The 24,952-nt window shown below is 72.4% G+C and carries 19 protein-coding genes; 5 read left to right on the plus strand and 14 right to left on the minus strand.

From position 1 onward, the window contains the following. Positions 1-5: 5 nt before the first annotated feature. The 4 genes from ACVUH9_RS02130 to rpsA all read right to left on the minus strand — a co-directional run bounded on the left by ACVUH9_RS02130 (position 6) and on the right by rpsA (position 3,762). Positions 6-752 (minus strand): GNAT family N-acetyltransferase, encoded by a 747-nt coding sequence (locus ACVUH9_RS02130; RefSeq protein ID WP_475753473.1) that lies wholly within the window; start codon positions 750-752, stop codon positions 6-8. Continuing rightward, on the minus strand, positions 749-1,474 hold the full coding sequence (locus ACVUH9_RS02135) for a lytic transglycosylase domain-containing protein (RefSeq protein ID WP_475753475.1): 726 nt from the start codon (positions 1,472-1,474) through the stop codon (positions 749-751). Before ACVUH9_RS02135 ends, ACVUH9_RS02130 begins: the two co-directional genes overlap by 4 nt. Then, positions 1,471-2,070, minus strand: a complete 600-nt coding sequence (coaE, locus tag ACVUH9_RS02140) for a dephospho-CoA kinase (RefSeq protein WP_475753477.1) — start codon at positions 2,068-2,070, stop codon at positions 1,471-1,473. The genes ACVUH9_RS02135 and coaE overlap by 4 nt, the downstream gene beginning before the upstream one ends. A gap of 183 nt (positions 2,071-2,253) precedes the next feature. Continuing rightward, positions 2,254-3,762 (minus strand): 30S ribosomal protein S1, encoded by a 1,509-nt coding sequence (rpsA, locus tag ACVUH9_RS02145; RefSeq protein WP_475753479.1) that lies wholly within the window; start codon positions 3,760-3,762, stop codon positions 2,254-2,256. A gap of 146 nt (positions 3,763-3,908) precedes the next feature. Here rpsA and ACVUH9_RS02150 point away from each other — a divergent pair, with 146 nt between their 5' ends. The 4 genes from ACVUH9_RS02150 to ACVUH9_RS02165 are packed head-to-tail and all read left to right on the plus strand — an operon-like array spanning position 3,909 to position 6,641. Next, positions 3,909-4,790: an ATP-grasp domain-containing protein gene (locus ACVUH9_RS02150; RefSeq protein WP_475753481.1), complete on the plus strand. Its 882-nt coding sequence runs from the start codon at positions 3,909-3,911 to the stop codon at positions 4,788-4,790. A 25-nt stretch (positions 4,791-4,815) separates the two neighbouring features. Next, the gene (locus tag ACVUH9_RS02155; protein ID WP_475753483.1) at positions 4,816-6,066 is read left to right on the plus strand and encodes an NAD(P)/FAD-dependent oxidoreductase; all 1,251 of its coding nucleotides are present in this window, start codon (positions 4,816-4,818) and stop codon (positions 6,064-6,066) included. 45 nt (positions 6,067-6,111) lie between these two features. Beyond that, positions 6,112-6,417 carry a GNAT family N-acetyltransferase gene (locus tag ACVUH9_RS02160; RefSeq protein WP_475753485.1) on the plus strand — a complete coding sequence of 102 codons (306 nt, stop codon included), beginning with the start codon at positions 6,112-6,114 and terminating at the stop codon, positions 6,415-6,417. Then, on the plus strand, positions 6,414-6,641 hold the full coding sequence (locus ACVUH9_RS02165; RefSeq protein ID WP_475753487.1) for a (4Fe-4S)-binding protein: 228 nt from the start codon (positions 6,414-6,416) through the stop codon (positions 6,639-6,641). The genes ACVUH9_RS02160 and ACVUH9_RS02165 overlap by 4 nt, the downstream gene beginning before the upstream one ends. Before the next feature lie 89 nt (positions 6,642-6,730). Here ACVUH9_RS02165 and ACVUH9_RS02170 read toward each other — a convergent pair whose 3' ends face one another. Both ACVUH9_RS02170 and purT read right to left on the minus strand, forming a co-directional pair. Beyond that, positions 6,731-6,928 carry a hypothetical protein gene (locus ACVUH9_RS02170; protein ID WP_475753489.1) on the minus strand — a complete coding sequence of 66 codons (198 nt, stop codon included), beginning with the start codon at positions 6,926-6,928 and terminating at the stop codon, positions 6,731-6,733. 151 nt (positions 6,929-7,079) lie between these two features. Further along, the gene (gene purT, locus ACVUH9_RS02175) at positions 7,080-8,336 is read right to left on the minus strand and encodes a formate-dependent phosphoribosylglycinamide formyltransferase (RefSeq protein ID WP_475753491.1); all 1,257 of its coding nucleotides are present in this window, start codon (positions 8,334-8,336) and stop codon (positions 7,080-7,082) included. A gap of 187 nt (positions 8,337-8,523) precedes the next feature. Here purT and ACVUH9_RS02180 point away from each other — a divergent pair, with 187 nt between their 5' ends. Further along, positions 8,524-9,714, plus strand: a complete 1,191-nt coding sequence (locus tag ACVUH9_RS02180; RefSeq protein WP_475753493.1) for a coiled-coil domain-containing protein — start codon at positions 8,524-8,526, stop codon at positions 9,712-9,714. Positions 9,715-9,747: 33 nt separating this feature from the next. On the opposite strand, the gene ACVUH9_RS02185 is transcribed toward ACVUH9_RS02180, so the two are convergent. From ACVUH9_RS02185 to polA, 8 genes are all read right to left on the minus strand, one after another. Further along, positions 9,748-10,797, minus strand: coding sequence for an iron-siderophore ABC transporter substrate-binding protein (locus ACVUH9_RS02185; protein ID WP_475753494.1), 1,050 nt, complete (start codon positions 10,795-10,797; stop codon positions 9,748-9,750). 177 nt (positions 10,798-10,974) lie between these two features. Further along, positions 10,975-11,823 (minus strand): ABC transporter ATP-binding protein, encoded by an 849-nt coding sequence (locus tag ACVUH9_RS02190; protein ID WP_475753496.1) that lies wholly within the window; start codon positions 11,821-11,823, stop codon positions 10,975-10,977. Continuing rightward, positions 11,820-12,911: a FecCD family ABC transporter permease gene (locus ACVUH9_RS02195; RefSeq protein ID WP_475753498.1), complete on the minus strand. Its 1,092-nt coding sequence runs from the start codon at positions 12,909-12,911 to the stop codon at positions 11,820-11,822. Before ACVUH9_RS02195 ends, ACVUH9_RS02190 begins: the two co-directional genes overlap by 4 nt. Continuing rightward, a complete protein-coding gene (locus tag ACVUH9_RS02200) occupies positions 12,908-14,032 on the minus strand; it encodes a FecCD family ABC transporter permease (protein WP_475753500.1) in 1,125 nt (374 codons plus the stop codon). Before ACVUH9_RS02200 ends, ACVUH9_RS02195 begins: the two co-directional genes overlap by 4 nt. A gap of 211 nt (positions 14,033-14,243) precedes the next feature. Next, entirely contained in the window at positions 14,244-15,056 is an 813-nt protein-coding gene (locus ACVUH9_RS02205) for a siderophore-interacting protein (RefSeq protein ID WP_475753501.1), read from the minus strand. A 162-nt stretch (positions 15,057-15,218) separates the two neighbouring features. After that, positions 15,219-16,490: a hypothetical protein gene (locus ACVUH9_RS02210; RefSeq protein ID WP_475753503.1), complete on the minus strand. Its 1,272-nt coding sequence runs from the start codon at positions 16,488-16,490 to the stop codon at positions 15,219-15,221. Then, a complete protein-coding gene (locus ACVUH9_RS02215; RefSeq protein ID WP_475753505.1) occupies positions 16,487-20,545 on the minus strand; it encodes an FG-GAP-like repeat-containing protein in 4,059 nt (1,352 codons plus the stop codon). Before ACVUH9_RS02215 ends, ACVUH9_RS02210 begins: the two co-directional genes overlap by 4 nt. Positions 20,546-21,755: 1,210 nt before the next feature. Next, positions 21,756-24,569: a DNA polymerase I gene (polA, locus tag ACVUH9_RS02220; RefSeq protein WP_475753506.1), complete on the minus strand. Its 2,814-nt coding sequence runs from the start codon at positions 24,567-24,569 to the stop codon at positions 21,756-21,758. Positions 24,570-24,952: the final 383 nt, after the last annotated feature.

Here is a 24,952-nt window from a genome sequence, read left to right on the forward strand (position 1 = left end):
GCCCTTCAACCCTCGCGCAGGTACCGGACGAGCACGACCTGATCGCGGTCGTCGCCGGGCGCGACCCGGATCGTCCCGGGGATCCGGGCGACCTCGTGGTAGCCGGCGCGGGCGTAGAAGGTCTCCAACCCTTCGCCCCCGCGGACGGTCAGGTGGAGCATCTCGAGCCCCGCGTCGAGCGCCATGTCGGCGATTCCGTCGAGCAGGACCGCACCGAGCCGCGCGCCCTGGAGGTCCGGGTGGACCTGGACCCGCAGGACCCAGCGCCAGTGCTCGGAGAGCAGGCGGTCGTTGGCGGCGACGATCGCGAAGCCGGCGACGTCGGCCGGAGCCTCCGGCGCGGGCCCACCGTCGGCCGCCGCCCCGACCCGGACGACGACCAGCCAGTCGACCTCGTCGTGGACCCGGCGCAGCGCCGCGTCGAGGGCCGGCGCGATGTCGTGGCGATCGACCGGCGGGACGAAGCCGACCCAGCCGCCCGCGTTGCTGACGTCGGTCCAGATCTGGAGCAGCCGCTCGTAGAGGTCGTGGTCGACCCGGCCGATCCGCTCCACGCGCGCACTGCCGAAGGCGGGACGGACCGCCCCGCCGGAGCTTCCCGGCGTGGCCGCCGCGACGGCACCGGCGGACGCGACCGGATCCGGCCCGATGCGACCGCCGGACGTCGTCGGCGCGGCGTCAGGCGTCGGCGCGGCGTCAGGCGTCGGCGCGGCGTCAGGCGTCGGCGCGGCGTCGGAGGACGAGGTGCTCACCCGATTCCCAGTTCCTTGCGGTAGGTACGGCGGTAGTCGCGTTGCGCGCCGAGGACCTTCTCGACGTAGTGGCGGGTCTCGGGGAACGGGATCCGCTCGACGCTGAACGGCCGCCCCTCGGCGTCCGCCTCCGCCTTCCACTTCTTGGCGTTCTCCGGCCCCGCGTTGTAGCCCGCCATCGCCAGCGCGGTGTTGCCGTCGAACCGCCGCAGCATGTCGCGCAGCCGCCAGCTGCCGTAGCGGATGTTGACGTCGGCGGTGTGGAGATCGCCGAGGTTGAAGGCGCTCGCGCCCGACTCCTTCGCGATGTCGCTCGCGGTCCCCGGCGTCAGTTGCATCAGCCCGAGCGCACCGGCCGACGACTCCTGGTTGTCCCGGAAGTGCGACTCGGCGTAGATCACCGCAGCGACCAGCGCCGGGTCGAGGCCCTTCTCCTTCGCCTGCTGCCGAATCACGTCCTCGTGCCGCAGTGGCAGCCGGATCTCGTCGACGGCGTCCTTGACGCGCGGCTCGATCGCGCTCGCGATCAGCGCGGCGATCCCCAGCAGCACGACCAGCGCCAGCAGCCAGCGGCCGCCCGAGCGGCGCGCACGGGCGCGGCGCGGCGGCGCGGCGGAACGACCGGCGGGCGCGGGCGCGGGCCGCCGGCTCGGCGCCGGGCGGCGAGCGGTGGTCGTGCGACCGGAGGACGGCCGCGGAGCGCGGGGGCGGTTGCTGCTCACGACGAGGCGCGGGCCAGCTCGGCGAGGATCTCGGCCAGGCGCTGCTCGAGCTCGTCGAGCGAACCGTCGTTGACCACGGTGTAGGTCGCCCGTGCGGACTTCTCTTCCTGCGTCAGGTGGCGCGAGTTGCGCTGGTCGACGCCGTGGTGCCCGCGGGCCTCCGCCCGCTCCTGGCGCAGCGACTCGGGGGCGATCACCGCGATCGTCGCGTCGTAGCCCGCCTCCATCCCGGCCTCGAACAGCAGCGGCGTCTCGACCACCGCGGCCGGCGGCGGCGGATCGGCGGCGTCGGCCGCCTGCCGGAAGGCGTAGACCGCAGCTCCGACGCGCGGCCAGACCTGCGACTCGAGCCAGGCCCGCTCGGCGGGATCGGCGAAGGCGTGCCGGGCGATCGCGGCGCGGTCGACGACGCCGTCGGGCGCGACCTCGCTGCCCCAGCGCTCGACGACCAGGTCGCGCAGCTCGTCCCCGGTGTACAGCTCGTGCACGACCGCGTCGGTCGAGAGGGTGCTGGCGCCGAGGCGCGAGAGAGCGGCCAACGCGGTCGACTTGCCCGCAGCGAGTCCACCGGTCAGCCCGACGAAGGGGACGACCATCTTCTTAGAAGGTAGCGGTGGCGGCCGTCGACACGCTTCACCGCCGGCCACCGGCCGAACACCCGTCCGGTTGGACGGCGCCCCGGAACGACTGCGACCCGCCAGAGGCGGGTCGCAGGACGACGCTCGAAGCGCCGGGGTGGTGCGCGCCGATCGGCGCGCACCACCGGGTACCGGTCCAGGCTAGGCCTGGTCCTCCGGAGCGGACTCCTCGGCGGCGGGCTCGGCCGCAGCCTCGTCCGCCGCGGGGGCCTCGTCAGCAGCCGGGGCCTCGTCAGCAGCCGGGGCCTCGTCGGCCGCGGGGGCCTCCTCGGCGACCGGAGCCTCGTCGGCCGGGGCGGCATCCGCCTCGGCAGCCGGGGCCTCGTCGGACGCAGCATCCTCGGCCGGAGCCTCGTCGGACGCAGCCTCGTCGGACGCAGCATCCTCAGCCGGAGCCTCGTCAGCCGGGGCCTCGTCGGACTCGGCCGGCAGCTCCTCGCCGCCGTAGCTGCCCGCCAGCTCGTCGTCGTTCCCGCCCGACGTGTGGGCGAGCTCGTCCTCGCTGTCCGCCGACGCCTCGCGACGCGGCAGGACCTGACCCTCGACCCGCTTGACCGAGAGCGACAGCCGGCGGCGGTCGTCGTCGATCTCGAGGATCTTGACCTTGACGTCGTCGCCCGGGTGCACGACCTCGCGCGGGCTCTCGACGTGGTGCGCCGCGAGCTCGGAGATGTGGACCAGACCCTCGACGCCCTCCATGATCTCGACGAACGCACCGAAGGTGACGACCTTCGTGACGGTGCCTTCGAGCTCATCGCCGACGTTGTACGTGTCGACGACGCGCTGCCACGGGTCTTCCTGGGTCTGCTTGAGACCCAGCGAGATCCGCTGACGATCGCGGTCGATGTCGAGGACCTTCACCTGCACGGTGTCGCCGATCGAGACGACCTCGGTCGGGTGGTTGACGTGCGTCCACGACAGCTCGCTGATGTGGATGAGGCCGTCGATGCCGTTGAGGTCCACGAACGCGCCGAAGTCGACGATGTTCGAGATCTGACCCTCGACGACCACGCCGGGCTGCAGGACGTCCAGGATCGCCTGGCGCTGCTCCTTGCGCTCTTCCTCCAGGACCGCGCGGCGCGACAGCACCACGTTGTTCCGCTGGCGGTTGAGCTCGATGACCTTGCACTCGATGATCGTGTGCAGGTACTCGTCGAGGTTCGGCACGCGACGGATGTCGACGAGCGACGCCGGCAGGAAGCCACGAACGCCGAGGTCGATGATGAGGCCGCCCTTGACGACCTCGATGACCGTGCCCTCGACCGGCTCGCCGGTCTCCTGTGCTGCCTCGATGCGCTTCCACGCCCGCTCGTAGCGAGCCTGCTTGCGCGAAACCTTCAGACGACCTTCGTCGTCTTCCTTGATCATGACGAGGACTTCAACGTCCTCGCCGAGTTCGACTTCGTCGAACGGGTCTGCGTTCCTGCGAATCGACAGCTCTTGCTGCGGAATCACGCCTTCAGACTTGTATCCGACATCGACCCAGACCTCGTCGGGATCGATACGGACGACACGTCCGGTGATGACGTCGCCTTCCCCAAAACCAGGGAAGGTAGCGTCGTAGTTGGGGACAATGTTCCCGTCGACTTCGAGGAGAAGGCCGTCAGAGCCTTCAACCACGGTTGCCGCGGGGATCTCGGTGGTTGACATGAACCGTGAAGAGTAGCGCGATTCACCCGCACGCGACGCGTTCCTGCCCGTCCGTTCCGGAGTCGGGCGAGCGTCGCGACCGCTCGGCCGAGCCGTTCGTCCCCGACTACGATCGAAGACGTGCTGTCGACCGCCGTGATCGTCCCATGAACGCCCCCTCCGACGCTCGCCCCACGCGCATCGCGCTGGCCACCTCCGCCGCGTTCCCGGAGGGCATGGACGAGCACCGGCTCGCCGCCGAGCTCGGTGCCTCGTGGGCCGTCTGGGACGACCCGGCCGTCGACTGGGACGCGTTCGACCTGGTGGTCGCGCGCTCGGTCTGGGACTACTCCGAGCGCCTCGACGAGTTCCTCGCCTGGGCCGGAACGGTCCCCCGCCTCGCCAACCCGGCCGACGTGCTCGCGTGGAACGCCGACAAGCGCTACCTCGACGAGCTCGCGACCGCCGGGCTGCCGACGGTCGAGACACGGTTGCTGGCTCCGGGCGAGGCACTCGCCGCCGACGATCCGCTGCGGGCCGGTGAGCTGGTGGTCAAGCCGACCGTCTCCGCCGGCGCTCGCGACACGTCGCGCTTCGCCCCCGGCGAGGACGAGCGACGCGACGCCCTGCTGGCGCGGATCCACGGCTCCGGCCGGACCGCGATGGTCCAGCCGTTCGTGGCCTCCGTCGACCAGCGCGGCGAGAGCGCGCTGCTGCTCTTCGACGGCCGCTTCTCGCACGCGATCGAGAAGGGTCGGATCCTCGAGCCCGGCGCCGCGCCGATCATCGACAACGCCCACCTGCCGGAGATCCGCCCCTACCTGCCGAGCCCCGACGAGCGGGCGATTGCCGAGCGCGCGATCGCCTTCGTCGCCGAGCGATTCGGCTCCGTGCCGCTCTACGCGCGGGTCGACCTGGTCGGTGGTGACGACGGCCGCCCGCTGCTGCTCGAACTGGAGCTGACCGAGCCGTACCTCTTCCTCGACCATGCCGAGACGGCCACCCGAACGTTCGTCGACGCGATCCGCGCACGCGCGGGCGCCCGCTGAGCGTCTCGCTACGATCGCTCGCTGGATGCCCGTTCGAGCCACCAAGCGCGGTCCCGACCGGACCCCGATCGACATCGACTGCGACGTCCTGATCTGCGGCGCGAGCTTCGCCGGGCTGACCGTCGCCCGCGAGCTGGCCCGTGCCCCCGCCGGGCAGCGCCCCGACGTCGTCGTGATCGACCGCTACGAGATCGGCGAGCGTGCGACCTCGGCCTGCGCCGCACCGCTGCCGTGGATCGAGGCGCTCGGGCTCGAGGCCGCGGTTCGCCAGCGCTTCCGTCGGATCATCGTGCGGACCGCGACCGGCCGGCACTCGTTCGCGCTGCCGCAGCCGTTCTGCACCTTCGACTACCGGATGCTCTGCCGGATCCTCGCCGAGCAGGGCGACTTCCGGTTCGAGACGGCGACCGTCGAGCGCCGGCTGCCGGATGACCGCGACGCCGACGGGATCATCCGGATCCGGACCGACCGCGGCGAGGTCCGCGCGCCCCTGGTCGTCGACGCGCTCGGCTGGCGGCGGGTGCTCGGGCCGACCACGGAGCAGACGATCCAGCCGCCCGAGGCGTACCTCTCGCGCGGGCTCGAGATCCATCCCGAGGGCAGCTCCGACGAGCTCGAGCTGTTCCTGAACCCGCGCTACGTGCCCGACGGCTACTCGTGGGTCTTCCCCGCCGACGGCGAGGTCCGCGTCGGCGTCGGCTCGTTCGACCCCAAGCACCACGTCAAGGATCCGACCCTGCGGCTGGCGGCCGACCTCGACTGGGATCCGGTCCGCTTCCAGGGCAACTGGATCCCCCACAAGCTGCGGCCGGCGACCGGGGACGGGATCTTCTTCGTCGGCGACAGCGCCGGGCACTGCCTGCCGTTGACCGCGGAGGGGATCCGGCCCGCCTTCCACTTCGGGACCGTGCTCGGACGCGAGCTGCGGTTCGTCCACGAGCGCCGCCAGACGCGTGACCAGGCGCTCCGTCGCTACGCCGCGACGTCGGCCCAGAAGTCGTCCGCCTACCGCTGGCTGCTGCGGCTCCAGCGGCTCGCGGGCCGGCTCGTCCCCCACCGTCGGAGCCTGACCGCGGCGCTCGCGGCCGTCACCCCGTGGTCGGTCAGCCGGCGCGCCTGGGACAGCTACCTCCGCGTCTTCACCGCGCCGGCGCCCGATCCAACCGCGGCGCGCGCGTTGCCGTCGGCCGACGCGTCGTCCCCGGACGACGGCGGCACGCCGCCGGCCACCGATCCCCCGGCCGCGCCGGCCCCCGGCGAGCGTCTGCAAGCATGAGCCGATCCCGCCCGACCGCGTGGGCGGGCACGATCAGGAGCAGGCATGGCGATCGACGTACGTGACCATCCGGAAGCAACCCGCTACGAAGTCCGCAGCGACGACCAGCTCGCGGGCTTCGCCGAGTACCAGCTCGTCCGCGGCGACCGGATCATCTTCACCCACACCGAGATCGACCCCGCCTTCGAGGGCCAGGGCATCGGCAAGCAGCTGGTCGCCTACGCGCTCGACGACGCCCGCGAGCGGAACCTGTGGATCGTGCCGATCTGCCCGTTCGTGGCCGCCTACGTCCACCGCCACCCGGAGTACGTCCCGCAGCTCGACGAGCGGATCCGCGGGGCGTTCGCGTGAGTCCGGCCAAGCGCTACGTGCGCGACGGCGCCGCGGTCAGCTTCGACGCCGCGATCTGCGCGCACTCCGGGAACTGCGTGCGCGGCCTGCCGGCCGTCTTCGACACCAGCCGTCGCCCGTGGATCCAGCCGGAGAACGCCTCGATCGACGAGCTCGAGGCGACGATCGCCCGCTGCCCGAGCGGTGCGCTCGGGTTCGAGCGGACGTCCTCGCCGCCCGCCTGAGCCTCGTTTCCCGGGCCCGCTCCGACGACCGACCGGCCGGCCGGCCGGCGAGCGGTCGCCGGCCTGCCGCTTCCGGCCCGGCTCGTCGTTCAGTGCAGCCGTTCCCTGGGACTCGGCGGGGCCGGCGGCTGGCGCCGGCGCTGGTCCTCGACCGCGACATCGTAGAGCGAACGGTCGACGCGCCCGTGGTATACGGGCACCCCGTAGCGGACGCAGTTGACGAGGACCTCGGTGCGCTCGACCCCGAGTTCGTCGGCGAGCTCTTCGGGCGTCAGGTGGTTGGCCATCCGGATGATGCCTCCATGTGCAGGGTGGTGGATCCCTCTACCCGGCTTCTACCAGCCGCACCCCGCGTTGGCAACACCATCCGGTGAACCAGGGGTCCCCGGGTGCCCGCTCGGCCGCGGAGTCCCGGGTCCCGCACGCCGCGGCGGGTGCTCAGCCGCCGACGGTCACCGCGGACGCCGCGGCCAGCGCCCGCCGACGGGCCTCGTCGACGTCGGCGCCGCGCGCCAGGGCCACCCCGAGCCGACGCCCCGGCCGCTCGTCCGGCTTCCCGAACAGCCGCAGCTCGACCGACGGATCGACGGCCAGCGCTGCCGCCAGCCCGGTGAAGACCGGGGCATCGCGCTCGCTCTCCCCCAGCACCACCGCGCTCGCCGCCGGCGACGCCAGCGGCACCCGGCCGTCCTCCGACGGGACGGGCAGGCCAAGGATCGCCCGCACGTGCAGCGCGAACTCGCTGAGGGTCTGGCTCGCCATCGTGACCATCCCGGTGTCGTGCGGACGCGGCGAGACCTCGCTGAAGAGGACGTCGTCGCCGCGCACGAACAGCTCGACGCCGAACAGCCCGTAGCCGCCGAGGCTGTCGGTCAGCGTCCGGGCGATCGCCTCGGCTCGCTCCGCCGCCAGGTCGCTCATCGGCTGCGGCTGCCACGACTCGCGGTAGTCGCCGTCCTCCTGGGTGTGCCCGATCGGCGCGCAGAACGAGGTCCCGCCCGCGTGCCGGACCGTCAGCAGCGTGATCTCGTAGTCGAAGGCGACGAAGCCCTCGCAGATCACGTCGGAGGCCCCCGTCCGCCCGGACTCCTGGGCGTAGGCCCAGGCCCGATCGGCGTCCTCCGGCGAGCGCACCACCGACTGGCCCTTGCCGCTGGACGACATCACCGGCTTGACCACGCAGGGCACGAACGAGCCGTCGGCCTGGGGACCGAGGGCGTCGACCGCCGCCCGCAGCTCCTCCGCGCTGGCGCAGAACCGGTAGGGCGAGGTCGGCAGGCCGAGCTGCTCGGCCGCCAGCCGGCGGATGCCCTCGCGGTCCATCGTCAGGCGCGCCGCGCGGGCGGTCGGCACGACGTGCAGCCCGTCCGCCTCCAGCTCCTCGAGCACGGCGGTCGCGATCGCCTCGATCTCCGGCACCACCAGCAGCCGGGCGTGGGGACGCTCCCGCTCCGCCTGGAGGACCGCCCGCAGCGCCTCGGGGTCGGTCATCGTCACGACGTGGCGGCGGTGGGCGACCTGCATCGCCGGGGCGCCGTCGTAGCGGTCGACGGCGACGACCTCGCAGCCGAGGCGGATCGCCTCGATCGCGACCTCGCGGCCGAGCTCGCCGCTGCCCAGCAGGACCAGGCGGACGGCGTTCGGCGCCCCCGGGGTGCCGAACGTGAGCGGGAGGCCGGACGTGAGCTCGTGCATCGCGGCCGGATGATGCCAGCGCTCGCTGCAAGACCGCTTGCAGCACCCCCTCCAAGCTGGATCCGGGCCCGAACCGGCGCTAGCGTCGGCCGCGTCCTCTCGTCCGTTCCGGTCGAGTGGCCATGCTCGCCGCCGACCTGCCGCCCGGTCCGAGCCGCGCCGTTCGCGCACCCCGACACGAGGTTCCATGCCGCCGATCTCCCGCCGACGTCCTACCCTGCGCGCCCTTGCGGTCACCAGCACCGGTGTCGCCGCGATCGCCGTCGGAGCCGGTGCGCCGGCGCAGGGCACCGCCGACGTCGCCGCCGATCGAGCCGCCGCCCAGTCGCTGCGCCAGAAGGTCGCCGCCGAGTCGGCCCTGATCGCCTCCACCAACGCCGGGCTCGCCCAGGCCTCGCAGCGGCTCACCGACCTCGACGAGCGGGCCCGGACCCGGCAGCAGCAGCTGACGACGACCCAGAACGACCTCGTTCGCTCGCGCGTCCGGCTGGCCAAGCTGGAGAAGCGGGCCGAGGTCGCCAACGACGTCCTCTCCGAGAACCTGGTCAACGCCTACGAGGCCGGAAAGCCCGACATCGTCTCCGTCGTCCTCACCTCGCGCGGGTTCAACGACCTGCTGGAGCGGGTCGACTTCTACAAGCGGATCAGCCACCACAACGGCAGGATCCTCGACGCGACCCGCGACGCCCGGCGGGACGTCGCGACCCAGACGACCGACCTCGAGCAGGCCCGGAAGCGGTACCGGACGCTGGCCTCGCAGGCCGCCTCCGACCGCGACAAGGCCGACGTCGTCCGCAACGCGATCCTGCGCAAGCGCGAGGCGCAGCTGCGCAAGCGGGCCGGGACCAGCGCCCAGCTCAGCCAGGTCCGCTCGCGGATCGCCCGGATCGAGCGGCAGCAGGCCGCCGCCGCCCGCGCCGCGCGCTCGGCCGCCACGGCCGCCCAGGCCGCGCCGCGGACCGTCGCCAGCGGCGGTGGCTCGTCCTCCCCCGCTCCGTCGTCATCGGGCGGCGGCGGCGCGTCCGACGCGGCGATCGCGAAGGTCGTGTCGGCGGCCAACGAGATCGCCTCGACCCCGTACGTCTACGGCGGCGGCCACGGCGGCTCGTCCGGCGGCTACGACTGCTCCGGCTCGATCAGCTACGCGCTGGCCGCCGCCGGGCTCGTCTCGGGCTCGCTCACCTCGGGCGGGTTCATGAGCTGGGGCGAGGCGGGTCCGGGCAAGCGGATCACCGTCTACGCCAACGCCGGCCACGCCTACATGGTCGTCGACGGCCGGCGCTACGACACCTCCGCGCTCCGCGGCGGCGGCACCCGCTGGAGCAGCGAGTCCCGCAGCAGCGCGGGCTTCGTCGCCCGCCACCCCGCCGGCTTCTAGGCGGGCGGCCCGCGGCGTGTCGGCTACTCAGGCCTACTGCTTGGGGCCCTTGCCGGCGACGCCGTCCTGCACCAGCGGCAGGACCTTCTCGATCGCCCACGGGATGCTCAGGACGGTCGGTGCGCCCTGGGCCTGGGCCTGGATCAGGTCGAGCGGCACGAAGCCTCCGCGCTGGACGACGTCGAGGTCGCGGAAGCCGGCCCGGCTGGTGAACGTCTCGCGGTCGGCCGGGCTGTTGAACCAGGAGACGAGCACGTCGGCGTCGAGCAGCGACAGCCGCTCGTAGCTGATGCTCGCGTAGACCCCGTTGTTGACCTTCCTGGTCGCCGCGATCTGCCCGTCGGAGAGCTTCATCCCGACGTCCTCGAGGAACTTCAGGCGGAGGTCGCTCGGCAGGTAGACGCCGACGGTCCCGCCGTCCTGGCGCGCGGTGTAGGAGAACGTCTTGCCCTGCAGCTCGGGGTGGTCGGCCTTCGCCTGCGCCAGCGCCGCCTTGGTCTGCTCGACCAGCTGCTTCGCCTGCGCCTCCTGCCCCAGTGCCTTCCCGATCAGCTCGGTCTGCTCCGGCCACGGCGTCACGTAGATGCCGCGCCCCTTCAGGAAGGTCACGGTCGGCGCGATCCTGCTGAGCTTGTCGTAGTCGGCCTGGGTCACCCCGGACTGGACCGCGATGATCGCGTCCGGCCGCAGCGCGGCGATCTTCTCGAACGGGATCCCGTCTGCGAGGCTCAGCTTGACCGGCGTGCTGTCACCGATCTGCTGCGCGCCCCACGGCCCGACGCCCTGCGGGAAGTCCTTGCCGATGTCGTAGACGCCGACCGGCTTGACCCCGAGCGCGAGCGTGACGTCCTGGTCGCTCCACCCGAGCGTGACCACCCGCTTCGGGGCAGCCTCGATCGTCGCCGTGCCGAACGCGCCGGTCATCTCGACCGGGAAGGCGCCCGCCTCGGCCGTGGGCGTGGCGGCGTCGGTGGTCGTGCCACCGTCGTCGCTCGAGCCGCAGGCGGAGAGCACGAGGCTGACGCCGGCCAGGGCGATCAGGCTGACGAGCACGCGAACGAGGCGTGGGGGGAGGGCGACCACGAGGAGACTCCTTGGGGGAAGTACGGGGGGAACCGGCGGGAGGGGTCGCGGAGACCCGGCACACACCGACGTTCGGCCACCCTAACAAGATCGCCGGCGGCCGCGTCCCGCTCCCGACGGCCCGGACTCCCACCTCGGACGGGCCAGCTCCCGCGGCCGGTGGGCGGTCAGCCCCGCTCAGCCCACGGTCAGCGAGGCGGCGGTCGTCGCCGGGGCGGCCGACCGCCCCCTCCGCTGGCTCGCCGCCGGCACGACCAACGGGGTGCCGGTCTCCGGATCGGGGATCACCCGGCAGCGCAGCCCGAAGACCCGCTCGACCATCGCCGCGTCGACGATCGCGCTCGGATCGCCCTCGGCGACGATCGCGCCGTCGCGCATCGCGATCAGGTGGGTCGCGTAGCGGCAGGCGTGGTTGAGGTCGTGGAGGACCGCCACCAGCGTGCTGCCCCGCTGCTCGTGCAGGTCGGCGCAGAGGTCGAGGACCTCGACCTGGTGGGCGATGTCGAGGAACGTCGTCGGCTCGTCGAGCAGCAGGATCGGCGTCTCCTGGGCCAGCGCCATCGCCAGCCAGACCCGCTGCCGCTGCCCGCCCGAGAGCTCGTCGACCGCCCGCCCGGCGAGGTCGAGGACCCCGGTCGACGTCATCGCCGCGGTCACGACCAGCTCGTCGGTCCGCGACCACTGTCGCAGCAGCCCCTGGTGCGGGTAGCGGCCCCGCGCGACCAGGTCGGCGACGGTGATCGCGTCGGGTGCGATCGAGCTCTGCGGCAGCAGGCCGAGCCGGCGGGCGACCTGCTTGGAGGGCAGCGAGGTGATCTCCTCGCCGTCGAGCAGGACCGAGCCCTGCTTCGGCTTCAGCATCCGCGCGAGCGCCCGCAGCAGCGTCGACTTGCCGCAGGCGTTCGGCCCGACGATCACGGTGAACGACCCGTCCGGGATCCGCACGTCGAGTCCCTCGGAGACCGTCCGCTCGTCGTAGGAGAGGGTCAGGCCGTCGCCGTGCAGGCGTGCGTCGTTGCTCGTCATGTCCGTCCGCTTCGCCACTCGTGGTACAGGAGCCAGATCAGGTACACGCCGCCGACCACGCCGGTCATCACACCGACGGGCAGCTGACTGCCGGGGAACAGCCGTTGGGCGGCCAGGTCGCTGGCGAGCAGCAGCACGCTGCCCATCAGCGCCGCCGCCCCGACCCCGGGGCCGGTCGCCCGGGTCAGCCGGCGGGCGACCTGCGGCGCGGCCAGGGCGACGAACGTCACCGGTCCGGCCGACGCGGTCGCCACGGCGGTCAGGCCGACGCCGACGACCAGCAGCGCCAGCCGCGAGCGCTCGACCCCGACGCCGAGCGCCTTGGCCGCGTCGTCGCCCATCTCCATCATCCGCAGCTGCCGGCCGAGCAGCGCGACCAGCGGCAGCAGCACGATCAGCGCGACCAGCATCGGCCGCACGTGCTCCCAGCCGCGGCCGTTGAGGCTGCCGGTGATCCAGACCGTCGCCGTCACCGCCTCCTCCAGCCGGGCGCGGGTCATCAGGTAGTCGGTCAGGGCGACGAGCATCGCGCTGAGCCCGATCCCGATCAGCACCAGCCGGTAGCCCTGGACGCCCTGTCCCCCGCGGAACGCCAGCAGGTAGACGGCGATCGCGGTCACGAGCCCGCCGACGACCGAGCCGGCGGCGGTCGCGAACGCCCCGCCCCCGAGGACCAGGATCTGGAACACGGCGCCGGCCGAGGCCCCGGAGGTGAAGCCGATGATGTCGGGGCTGCCGAGCGGGTTGCGGGTGATGCTCTGGAAGATCGCCCCGGCCGCCCCGAGCGCGGCCCCGACCAGCAGGCCGGTGACCGCCCGCGGCAGCCGCAGCGTCTCGATCACGAACGTCGTGCCTTGGTCTCCCCCGCCGAGCAGCGTCGAGAGCACCTGCCCCGGAGGGATCGAGTACTCGCCGGTCCCGACCGCGAGCACCAGCAGCACGAACGCCAGCACGAGCAGGACGACCGAGACCCCGATCGTGCGCGACTCGACCCGCAGCGAGGCGCCGATCAGCGGGATCCGGACGACCCGCCCGAGGCCGGGCGGCGGACCGCCGACGACCGGCGGGGACTCGAGCACGACGCTCACAGCTGGGCGATCCGGCGACGGCGGACGAGGGCGATGAAGACGGGCGCGCCGATCAGCGCGGTCACGATCCCGACCTCGATCTCGCCCGGACGGTTGACCACGCGGCCGATCACGTCGGCACCGAGCAGCAGGATCGGCGCCAGCACCATCGAGTACGGCAGGACCCAGCGCTGGTCGGGACCGGTGATCGCGCGGGCGACGTGCGGCACCGTCAGGCCGACGAAGGCGATCGGGCCGATCGCGGCGGTCGCCGCGCCGCAGAGCAGCGTCACCGCGACCGCTCCCGCGATGCGGGTGCGGCCGAGGTTCGCCCCCAACGCCCGCCCGGCCTCCTCGCCGAGCGCGAGCGCGTTGAGCGGTCGGGCCAGCAGCAGCGCCAGCACCAGCCCGACGAGGATGAATGGCGCGATCTGCGCGGTCAGGGCGTTGTCGTGGCCGGCGAGCGCGCCGACCGACCAGTACCGGTACTGGTCGAAGATCTGCGGGTTGAGCAGCGTCATCCCGCGGACGAAGGCGTACAGCGCGAAGCTGACCGCGGTTCCCGCCAGCGCCATCCGCACCGGCGTCGCGCCGCTGCGCCCGCGTGAGCCGAGCCCGTAGACGACGACCGCGGCCAGCCCGGCCCCCAGGAACGCGAACCAGACGTAGGTCATCAGGCTGGTCGTCTTCAGCACCGCCATCGCGATCACGATCGCCGCCGCGGCCCCGGCGTTGACGCCGAGCAGCCCCGGGTCGGCGAGCGGGTTGCGGGTCAGCGCCTGCATCAGCGCCCCGCCCATCCCGAGCGCGGCCCCGACGAGCAACCCGAGCAGCGTCCGCGGGATCCGCAGGTCGTGGACGACGATCGCGTCGTCGGAGCCGTCCGGGTGCAGGACCAGGTCCCAGACCCGGTCGAGCGGGATCGGCTTCGCGCCGACGCTGATGCTGAGCAGGACGACCAGCGCCAGCACCGCCAGCGCCCCGAGCAGCCCGAGCGCCCGCAGCGAGGTCGAGCGCACCCGGACCGGTGGCCCGGCGGCGGCGTCGCCCTCGGCCAGGTGAGACGCGGCTGGGACGGTCGTCGCCGACCCCGCGACGACGGTCGCGACGGAGGGCCGGGCGTTGGAGAACGGAGCTCGCACGGGGAGTCGGGGGACGACGTCGAACGGAGAACGCGGCGGCCGGGCGAATACCCGACCCCGCGACATTGGGCACCCTAACACCGACTGCGGGACTCGGGCTTCAGCGGGTCGTCGGCACCCGCACCAGCCTCCGGCTCTCGCCGCCATGGGCCAGGCCGCGACCCCCGACGGACACCACCACCCCGCCGAGCCCTCGCCCCCGGAGCGCCCCTCAGTCGACGTCCGCCGGGGTCTCGCGGTGCTTCCAGTAGCCGATCGCCTGCTGACGGCCGATCTCCAGGCCGCGCTCGTCGCGGAGGTGCTCGCGGATGCCGCGGACGGCCAGCGACTCCCCCGCGACCCAGACCTTGCCCCGCCCGCCGGGCAGCGCCGCGGCCCGCACCGCGTCCTCGAGCCGGCGGCTGCGTCCGGCCGGGTCGCCGTCGCGGTGGACCCACTGGATCAGCACGTCGGCCTCGGTCCGGAGCTCCTGCTGCTCGGCGGCGTCGGCGATCTCGACGAAGACGAACGTCGGGTGGCCGGACGGCAGCTGCTCGAGGGTCGCCGCGATCGACGGCAGCGCGGTCTCGTCGCCCGCCAGCAGCGTCCAGTCGGCGTCGGGCTCGGAGAAGAAGTGGATCCGCGGCCCGGCGAAGCCGAGCCGCTGGCCGACCTCGACCCGCTCGGCCCAGGCCGAGAAGCGCCCGTGGTCACCGTGGCGGACCAGGTCGACGGTCATCGTCGGGCCGGAGCGATCGAACACTCGGACGGTGTAGTTCCGCCAGTGCGGTGCCTCCACGTCGGGCCCGAACCGCCAGCCGTCGACGGGCAGGAGGACCTCGCCGCTCGCCTCGTCGGGCAGGATCAGGGTGATGATCTCCCCCGGCTCCTCGTCGGGGAAGTCGGCGAGCGCCGGCCCCGCGAGGACGATCCGGACCATGCCCGGGGTCAGGTCCTCGACCTCGACCACCTCGCCGACCCCGACCACCAACGGGGCCGGGCGGTCACGGGCGCGGATGGCGGCGGGACTGAGCGTCGGGGGCATCGGGGTCTCCTGGGGGATCGGAGGGCGGGCCGGCGGCCTGTCGGCGGCCGCCGGCAGCGGCTCGTCGGCGGAGGCGATCTCGATCACCGCGGCAACGAGCCCACCCGGGACGGTATTAGGTTGCCCGAAGTCGAGGTCGTGCGGTCCGGCCCGCCCGCACCGCTACAGGCCTGGCTCCAGCTCGGCGAGCGAGAACGGCGCGGCACGTACCGGATCCCGCAGGCCCCGTTCACACGAGGGCCGGCCGGCTCGTCCCAAGGCAACCCCGCCGAGTTGCCGCACCACGTAGCGCCGCTCCGCGTCACGGCCGTGCGTCTTGTACAGCCAGATCCCGGTCCGCCCGTCCCAGAACGAAGCGGCGCCGGCCACCCGCAGCCGTCCCGCGCCGCGTTCGGTCGCCAACGACGTTCCGCGCGAGCCGTCGCTGTTGACGATCCAAGTCCCCATGCACAGCCTGCGACGGGTCGCCCCGCGGCCGATGGCCCCGCCATCACTGGCGACCACGACCCGATCCCCAGCCGGCAGCGTCACGACCGTCTGTGCTGACTGCAACCGCCGAGACGCGCGATGCACCCGCCCGCGCGCATCAACGTAGACCGCAGACGCGCCGTTCTGCAGCGGCCCGGCCCCGTCGGCACGTTCGGCGATGATGCCCAGCGAGCCATCCGGCTGCAACGTCCCCACGCGTACGGCGACCGCGTTGCCACCGGCCAACTGCCGCAGACGGGTCCCTGAGACGCGGTACCGGATCGACCCGGTCCGGTAGTCGGTGACGGTCGCCCGGATGAGCTCGGACGTTCGCTCGTCGTACTCCGTGGAGACCGTGTACGGGCCGGCGAACTGGGCCAGGCCGGGACTGGTCCGATAGGTCCCCGGGAAGGATGCTCCGGTCAGCGGGTCAGTGAGACGGCCCATGACGAACCGACTCCCCGGAGAGCGAACGTAGGTGACGAGCAAGGCACCCGGGTTGAGCCGACGGACGTCTTCGCTGTCGTCCAGCGGACCGGCGCGGAGCATCCGCCCGGTAGCCACCTCGAAGGTGAAGAGCTGGCTCACCATCCGATACCCCTGGGCATCGTCGACCCGCTGATTCACGACGACGAACGCCATTCGACCCGCGACGGCCAGCGAAGTCACCGACGGGCCGCCTTCGATCGAGGGCGACACGATCGGCGGCACCGCGAGCGACACCGACGCGTCGGGGCCGCTGGAACGCAGCGGGCGCGAATGTAGAACCAGCTGCAGATCCGGAGAACTCGGCTGCTCCGCCCACCAGATCCGGCCGCCGGAGACGACCGGCGGCACGGCCTGCGAAGGCGGCATCGCGAGTGCCGTTCCCCGGACAGCGGACGATGCCGTCGCGCTGGCCGCTAGCACTGCCCCGAGGAGCAGCGCCGCCACCAGCGCCCCCACCTGCCGTTCGAGCCGCATCACGAGCAGCGCTTCACCCTGTTGGGATCGGGGGCCGTCACCGGCTCGTACTGCGACTTGGGCATCGCTACGCCCTCGCTCGCGAAGAATCCACGGAGCAGACACGCGACCTGGCGCCGCGCCGGAGCAGCCGTGATCTTGCTGCCCTGCTTCTGGTATGGCCGGCTGCCTTGCAGATTGCCCAGCTCGCTCAGCGGATACACGAAGTCGCGCGGCGGGAACGCCTCCTGCGGCGCGCTGCCGATGTACCCGTAGTCCTCGGTCGGCGCGTTGAGCGCCTTCGGGACCTGCTCGAACGCACCGTAGAAGTTCACCCGACCGACCCCCCCGTCCTTGTAGAGCCTCTGCAATGCGCCCCCTTCACCGGGTTTGCCGCTGCCCGTGTAGCGCAACCATTTCCGGCGCTCGTTCTCCGTGTGCGCCCTCCCATCCTGCTTCGGCGATGGGGCCGCGTTCCAGTACCCGAACTCAGTCGCCCAGATCTGGGGAACACTACCCCCGCTCTCGCGACTGGTGGTCGAGATGCTGCCCGCGCTTGCCGCGTCGTTCAACGTCCGCTTGACGCCTCGCCCCGTCGACGAGTTGACCGAACGGGAAAGGCCGGCGACGCCGAACGTGTACTTGCTGTCCTTCACCCACGGCTCGTGGCTGTGCTGGTAGGGGTGCACTGCGAACCGGGGAACGATCGGCACCTTGCCTGGCAGGTCGCGCACCGCCCACTCCGTCTTGGCGGACGCCAGCGCCTTGTCCGTCCACGTCGACGGCGTGATCTGACCTTCCTTGCCGGTGCCGTCGCCCGCCACCCTGTGGTAATACGACCGTCCCGACGAGAGTTCCCCGAACGCCGCCGTGACCACGCTCGCCGCGCCCGCCTGCCGAAGTCCCTGGTAGCCGGCGGCGTAGAGCTTGCCGTACAGCGCCGCAGTACTGCGGTTCTGGTTCGGCATGGCCTTCCCGGCGGAATCGGTGTAGTACTCCTTGTCCTTGGTCGGCTTGATCCGCAAGCCGCTGTCGTTGGCAACGGTCAGGAACCCACCCGGCGATATTCCCTTCCCCGGCTGGAGGTTCGGCTCGTTCCACAGGCCGATCGACTCGACGCTCTCGCCACCCGGGATCGAGCGGAAGTGCTTCACGGCTTCGGCAACGAAATGCCCGAAGGCGGTCGGATTCGGGTCGCGCCCGGTCGGCCGGTAGACGTCCGCGTCAGGTGCCGGCACCGGCAGGCCCGGAGGGGCCACGCCCGATCCACGACAACCGCGGGGACTCAGGTTGAACATCGCGTCGGGCATGTAACGCGAGCACTCCGTCGTCGTTGCCCGGTTTCCCCCGGACAGCGTCAGGTGGACCTTCAAGCCCGCATCCGATGCCTGCTTGATCAGCTCGTCCCAGACGTACCACGCCCAACGGTTCTTGACGCGCAGCGGCGTCGCCAGCGATACGTCCGCGAACGCATCGTCCGAGGTGTACGGGGCGAGCCCGTCCATCCCTGCGACCTGCCCGAAGTGCGGCTCGTCGGGCACGACGGCCGGGGTCGTTCCTGGAGCCAACCGATCGACCATGCCCCACCAGACGAACACCCGCAGACGCGTGATGCCGAGGTACCGGAGCTGGTCGAGCTGCTGACGGACACGCGTCCGCGCCGCAGCGGCCAGCGCTGGATTGTCGAACGAGGAGCGGGCTTCCCCGTCGCTGAACCCGATGTTCTGACGCCACAACAACTCGGTGTCAGCCTGAGCCATCGCGACCGGCTTCGACGGCAGCCGCCGCTCCAGCGCTCCGGCCGTCCCGTCAGGATCGATCGGACGCGGGTCGGCCTCCTCCGGATCCGGGATGACCGAACCGACCGAGCGAATCACCAGCCCGGCAGGGTCAAGGCGCGTGCCGACAACGTCCGCACGTCCGTCAGCGTTGATGTCGCGGGCGGCCAGGTCGTACGACGAAGCGAGGGTGCCGAGCGCCCGCTGGCCAGCGATGAACCCTCCAGAAGCAGAACTTTGACGGACGACGATGCCGTCCGGCACCGTACCTCCCGGGAGCCGGAACAGCACGTCGTCGAGCCCGTCCGCGTTGACGTCACCGGCCGTCACGTCGCCACCGGTCGGTCCCGTTCCCCACGTCGAGGTCGCGCTGAATCCGTCCGTCTCATAGGTCCGGAACCGCACGGTGCCGTCACTCGGCTCGTAGGTCACCAAGTCGTCCGCGCCGTCGCCGTCGAGATCGGCCATCGACACCTTTCGGGTCGTCGGGATCGCGATCTGCGCCTCGGCCGGCAACGGGCCAACGTCCGTGCCGGAGGCCAACCACAGCTGGCCGCCGGAAGCGTCGACACCCCAGACGTCGTCGGACTCGTCCCCGTTGACGTTCGCGACCTCGAGTGAACGCCCCAGCGGCCAGGAGGTCTCGAGGGCGCCTGACCCGGCCTCCGGCGGCGCGACCGACCCCGTGTCGGTCGAGAGGCGCGTGAGCAGCCCACCGGCCGTGGTCTGCGCGACGACATCATCGCGACGATCACCGTCGAGGTCGCCCACCGCGATCTGCCCGACCGCCGCGCCGAAGGTACCCCACGGGACCTCGGGATCGAACGTCCCGTCGCCCTTGCCCGTACGTACCCCAATCGCCCCGGACGCCGGGGCCACCAGCACCACATCGCTCTTCTGATCACCATCGACGTCGCCAAGCCGGTAGAGGCGACCGCCGTCGACGACGGTGGCTTCTCCGAGCGGGACGGTGCAGCAGGGCGCGTGCACCACGAACTGCTGCTCGTCCTCGTGCCCGGCACGGTCGGCCGTCACCACGCGCACCGTGTAGTCGCCCGCGGCGAAGGTGTCGGCGTCCGGGGTCCAGGTCGTCGACAGCGGCGCGTTGGCGAAGGAGTCGGTCTGCTCCTCCTCCTTGACCAGCTCGTCATCGACGTAGATCTCGATCCGCCCGACGCCGGAGCGGCGGTTCACCATCCGGGTGTTCTCGGGATCGCCGTCGGTCGCGTCGACGGTCAGCGACCGGAGCGTGCCCGCCGGGATCTCGCTGGTGCGCTGGTCGTAGAGGTCACCCGACAGCAGGACCTCCGGGTCCGACATGTCGATCCCGAAGACCAGCGCCTTCGACGCCGTGCGCCCGCCGCCGTCCTGGGCCAGCACCGTGTACATCCGGCGCCCCTCGCTGAGGCTGCTCACGGGGAACATCTGCCCCGCCTCGAACCGGCACAGCACGTCGCCGGACGCCGGGCACGACGGCCCCGCCAAGGCGCCCTCACCCGCTCCTTCGCCCGGGTACAGTTGCGTGCCGTTGGTGTCGCGCAGCTGAATCGACGCCACCCCGGTCCCGCGGTCGGTCACCCGCGCCTGCACGGCGTCGTTCTCGTTCACCCACTCTTCGTCGGCGGGCGTCGGGACCTCAATGGTCGGATAGGTGCTGTCCATCGCCGTCAGCTGGATCGCCCCGATGTTCAACGACGAGACGGTCGTCGTCGGATCGCTCGCCGGCTTCGTCGCCGGCGCGGCGTCACCGCTCGACAGCAACCCCGAGACGAAGACGTTGCCCGGCACGTTGGTCTTGGCCCGCAGCGTGCCGCTGGTGCCGATCTGCTCGCTGGTGAACGTCCACGGGCCCGGCTTGGCGTTCTCGACCGGACCGCTCGGCTTCACGACCCGGTCGTACTCCTGCGGGAGGCTCGACCAGTCGCCCCAGCCCTGCGGAGACGCGAACGCGAACCGGCCCGTCGGCGGCGTCTGGTTCAGCACGTGGCTGGAGAAGTAGTCCGCCCCCGTCACCGACATGCTGGTCCAGTACGCATGCTCCGACGAGACCCGGCGCCCGGAAGCCGCCAGCGTCCCGACGCTCTGGTCTCCGGGCGCAGGACGCGCCCAGGCACCCCAGGTCCCGGCCGGCGAGACCTGCCGGTCGGCGAAGACGGTGATGCCCGAGAACAACGTCGGGCCCGGCGTCGGCAGCTTCTGGAACGAGAACGGAGCCGCTACCGCGCTCTTCGCCTCCCGCCAGCCCGCGAAGTCGGTCGAAGCCTGGTCCCAATCGGTTGCGAAGACCGGATCGACGATCACCGGGTACTGGGTCACGCCCGCCTGGTGGTCGACCGCGATCACCAGCCCGTCGGCGTCAGCGGTCACCTTCACCGGCACCGGCTGACCGCCGGCGTCGATCGCCTTCGTCGCCGAGACGGTTGCGACCGTGCTCCCAGCCCCGTCGCGGACCGTTGCCGCACCGGTCTCGTCGACGGTCACCGCCGAACGGCCCCCGGCCAGGTCCAACGGCACCCGCAACGTCTTCGACGCCACCGGGCTTCGCAGCAGCCAGCCGACGTCGACCCCGATCGGCAGCGACCGGACCACCAGATCCGTATCGGCCGCGACTCCCGGGTAGGTCACCGACTCGCCAACGACCGTTCCGGCGGCCGTGCTCCCCGCCGGCGCCAACCGCATCCGCAGGTCGCCGACCCGGATCGATCCGGCCGCCGTCTCCGGCAGCGAGATCTCGACCGGAGCGCGCTCGACCGCCAACCGCCCGTCCGACGCTCGCAATCCCAGGTCAGCCAGCTCCCACGTGCGTGGTGCCGTCCCGTTCGCGTCGGCCGCCGGCGTCGGCGCTCCCGCGCCTTCGGCACCGTCGACGGCCGGGACCTCTACCGCGATCGGCATGCTGGAGACCAGCGCCCCGCCGGGCTTCCCGTCGACCTGCTTCAGCTGCACCGCGGTCGGCCCGAGGATGCGTTCCACCGTCGACGGCTCCGGCACGATCGAGCCGACGCCGGCCAGCGAGGGGGCGAGGCCCCGCACCAGGCGCCGGACCTCGGCGACCGATCGACGTCCGCCGTGGGCGCGTGCCGACGCCCGCAGGACCCGTTCCGAGCTCCTCGTTGGTCGGTCGCCGTTCGGGCCGAGCAGCGAAGGCAACGACAGGGCGGACGGGCTCAGGCTCGCCGCCGACTCGGGCGACGGTCCGGCCGCCGTGGCGACGACGCTTCCGACCGATATGACGGCAGCAGCCATCGAGACAGCCAGGACAGGGGTACGACGCACAGGCGCTTCCTCCACACACGACACACGGGACACAGCGCGCGCCGCACGCCCGACGCCCGCCGAACCTAGTCGGTACGCGTGCACTTCGCTGAACACCCGTCCAAAACCCAGACGAACGTTTGACGAGCGGCGGCGGTCCCTACCTGCTACGTGCCGTCGTGCCGGAGCGACCGCCGTGCGTCGCCTCCGCCGATCGACCCATCGAGCGGGGGACGGACTGCCCGTCCCCCTCCCCCTACTTCGCGTCGATCCAGGTCCGGCCGATGCCGCCCTCGACCCGCAGCGGCGGGTCGTGGACCCACGGGGCGACCATCGCCTGCTCGACCATCGGCTTGACCGTGGCCATCTCCGACTCCGGGCCCTCGATCAGCAGTTCATCGTGGATCGTGAGCACGGCGCGGGAACGGACTCCGGCCTCGTCGAGCGCCTTGCGGACGCCGATCATCGCCAGCTTCATGATGTCGGCGGCCGTGCCCTGGATGATCGTGTTGACCGCGTAGCGCTCGCCGAGCGCGCGCATCTGCGGGTTGCGGGCCTTCAGCTCGGGGATCAGGCGGCGGCGGCCGAACATCGTGCGGACCTGGCCGGCCTCCTTGGCCTCCTCGATCGTGCGGTCGATGAACGCCTTGACCCCGGTGAACTCGGCGAAGTAGGCCTCGATCATCTCCTTCGCCTCCTCGCGCGGGATGTCGAGCCGCTCGGCGAGGCCGTAGTCGGTCAGGCCGTAGGCGATCCCGTAGTTGACCATCTTGGCCTTCGAGCGCTGCCCGGGATCGAGCTCGTCCTCACCGACCCCGAAGACCGACATCGCCGTCGCGGTGTGGACGTCGCGGTCCTCGCGGAAGGCCTTGCGGAGGGTCTCCTCCTCCGCGTAGTAGGCGAGGATCCGCAGCTCGACCTGGCTGTAGTCGCAGGAGAGCAGGACGAGCTCGTCGGCGGCCTCGAAGCAGCCGCGGATCCGGCGTCCGAGCGGGGTCCGGACCGGCACGTTCTGGAGGTTCGGATCGGTCGACGAGAGCCGCCCGGTCTGGGCGACGGTCTGCTGGAAGGTCGTGTGGATCCGGCTCTCGGGGTCCTTCTCGGCCAGCTTCGGGAGCACGTCGAGGTAGGTCTTGGTCAGCGTCGAGAGCTCGCGCCAACGCTCGATCCGCGGCACGATCGGGTGCTCGTCGCGGATCTGCTGGAGGACCCGGGCGTCGGTCGAGTAGCCGGTCTTGCCCTTGCGCTTCTTGGTCAGGCCGAGCTCCTCGAAGAGGACCTCCCCCAGCTGCTTCGGCGAGCCGATCGTGAACGCGCGCCCGGCGTCGGCGTGGATCTCCTGCTCGAGGGTCGCGATCTCGGAGCGGACCTCGCCGCCGACCTCGTTCAGGCGCGGCACCGAGAGCCGCACGCCCTCGCGCTCCATCTCGCGCAGGACGTCGACCAGCGGCAGCTCGACCTCCTGCAGCAGGTCGGTCAGCCCCGCGCCCTCCAGCACGCCGCGCTGGTGGACGGCGAGCAGCGCGATCCGGGCCGCGACCGCCCCGGCGGGATCCTCGACCGTGACCGTGATCCCGGCCTCGTCGGTCAGCTCGTCGAGTGGGTAGGCCCGACGCTGCGGCTCGAGCAGGTAGGCGGCCAGCAGCGTGTCGTGGAGTGGGCGCAGCGGCACGTCGGGCCGCAGCCGGGTCGGCGGGGCGCCGCCGGTCGCGAGCGCCTTGACGTCGTGGCTGACCAACGGCCGGCCGCCGAGCGCGACGAGCACCTCGCTCGAGCTGTCGCAACCCCCGACCAGCACCTCGATCGGCTGCGACTCGGCGTCGAGCCGGGCGACGGCGAACCGCAGCGGCGGCCGCTCGACGGCGTCCGCCCCGTCCGCGTCGCCGCCCTCGCTCGCCTCGGCGTCGGGATCGAACAGCTGCCCCGACTCCTGCTGGACCAGCTCGGCCGGCTCGACGACCGCGAGCGCGACCGGGAGCCGCGAGTCGGCGTCGGAGGCCGTCCCCTGCTCGGCCGAGATCGCGTCCTCGATCGAGGCGGCGGCCGGCTCGGGACTGGCGTCGACGCCCTCGCCGTCGGCGGCAGCGAGCGCCGCGGCCAGCTCACCGAGGCCGACCTCCCGCACCGGGACCTCGACCGGCGCGCTGCCGTTGCCGACCGACTCGGCCGTCGCGCGGCCGTCGGTCTCCAGCAGCGGCTCCAGCCGCCGCCACGGGTCCCGCAGCTCGAAGCGCATGAACGACTCGCGCAGCGCCTGCGGGTCCGGCTTGGTGGCGAGCAGCGCGTCGAGGTCGAGCTCGATGTCGAGGTCGGTCTGGATCCGCGCCAGCTCGCGCGAGATCCGGGCGTTCTCCGCGTGGTTGGTCAGGTTCTCCTTGCGCTTGGCGCCGGAGACCTGGTCGATCGAGGACAGGACGCCTTCGAGGTCGCCGAACTGCTGGAGCAGCTGGGCGCCGGTCTTGTCGCCGATCCCGGGGACGCCGGGGATGTTGTCCGAGGTGTCGCCCTTGAGCCCGTAGAAGTCGGGGATCAGCTCCGGCGGCAGGCCGTAGCGGTCGACGACCGCCTGGTAGTCGTAGGTCTTGGTCTCGGTGATCCCGCGACCGGTCGCCATCACGCCGACCAGGCCCTCCGGATCGATCAGCTGGAAGATGTCGCGGTCGCCGGTCACGATCACCGTTCGCAGGCCCTTCTCGCGGGCCTTGCGGGCGAGCGTGCCGATCACGTCGTCGGCCTCGCAGCCGGGCACCGAGACGTTGGCGTAGCCGAAGCTGGCCGTGATCGGGGCGAGCTGCGGCCACTGGGCGCGCAACAGGTCGGGCTTCTTCTCCCGCTGGGCCTTGTAGGCCGGGTACAGCTCGCCGCGACCGGAGAGCCCGGCGTCCCAGGCGACGGCGGTCGGCACGTGCCCGAGGGTCTCGACCAGCTTCACGAGCATCGAAGCGAAGCCGAAGATCGCGTTGGTCGGCTCCCCGGTCGAGGTCGCGATCGACTCCGGCAGCGCGAAGAAGGCGCGGTACGCCAGCGAGTTGCCGTCGATCAGGAGGAGGTCGGGAGCACGGTCGGCCACGAGGCCACGATAGCCCGCCGGCCGGCGTCGGCCCTCGCCGGCCGGCCGCGCCGGGAATCGCCGGCCGCGTGGTCCCGCTCGGTGGCCGACGGACGCCGAGCGAGCGGTCCGGGAGCGCCGGCCGCCGGCCGTCCCGCGACCGTCGTCGCCCTGCCGGTCGTTTGGGCGAGCGAGCGACCGGCAGCACCCACGACGACCCGTCAAAGCCGTTTCCAAACGGCGATCGCGGCCTCCGGGGCGCGCGCCTCGACGCCATCCGCGCGGCGCTTGGCGCGTTCGGAGTCAATGGCTGTCCACCGCCAACTCCAGCCCCTCATTGATTGTCTACTTGCATACAAGGTCGCGCCGTTCGAGCAGGGGTTGTGGTAGTACGGTTCCGCCTC

The organism is Patulibacter ginsengiterrae (assembly GCF_056269115.1).

Bases quoted from the DNA above. Each gene is read 5' to 3' on its own strand.
- ACVUH9_RS02155 (WP_475753483.1), top strand. From the start codon at position 4,816: ATGCCCGTTCGAGCCACCAAGCGCGGTCCCGACCGGACCCCGATCGAC.
- ACVUH9_RS02205 (WP_475753501.1), bottom strand. From the start codon at position 15,056: ATGCCCCCGACGCTCAGTCCCGCCGCCATCCGCGCCCGTGACCGCCCG.
- ACVUH9_RS02160 (WP_475753485.1), top strand. From the start codon at position 6,112: ATGGCGATCGACGTACGTGACCATCCGGAAGCAACCCGCTACGAAGTC.
- coaE (WP_475753477.1), bottom strand. From the start codon at position 2,070: ATGGTCGTCCCCTTCGTCGGGCTGACCGGTGGACTCGCTGCGGGCAAG.
- purT (WP_475753491.1), bottom strand. From the start codon at position 8,336: ATGCACGAGCTCACGTCCGGCCTCCCGCTCACGTTCGGCACCCCGGGG.
- rpsA (WP_475753479.1), bottom strand. From the start codon at position 3,762: ATGTCAACCACCGAGATCCCCGCGGCAACCGTGGTTGAAGGCTCTGAC.
- ACVUH9_RS02170 (WP_475753489.1), bottom strand. From the start codon at position 6,928: ATGGCCAACCACCTGACGCCCGAAGAGCTCGCCGACGAACTCGGGGTC.
- ACVUH9_RS02180 (WP_475753493.1), top strand. From the start codon at position 8,524: ATGCCGCCGATCTCCCGCCGACGTCCTACCCTGCGCGCCCTTGCGGTC.
- ACVUH9_RS02150 (WP_475753481.1), top strand. From the start codon at position 3,909: ATGAACGCCCCCTCCGACGCTCGCCCCACGCGCATCGCGCTGGCCACC.
- ACVUH9_RS02190 (WP_475753496.1), bottom strand. From the start codon at position 11,823: ATGACGAGCAACGACGCACGCCTGCACGGCGACGGCCTGACCCTCTCC.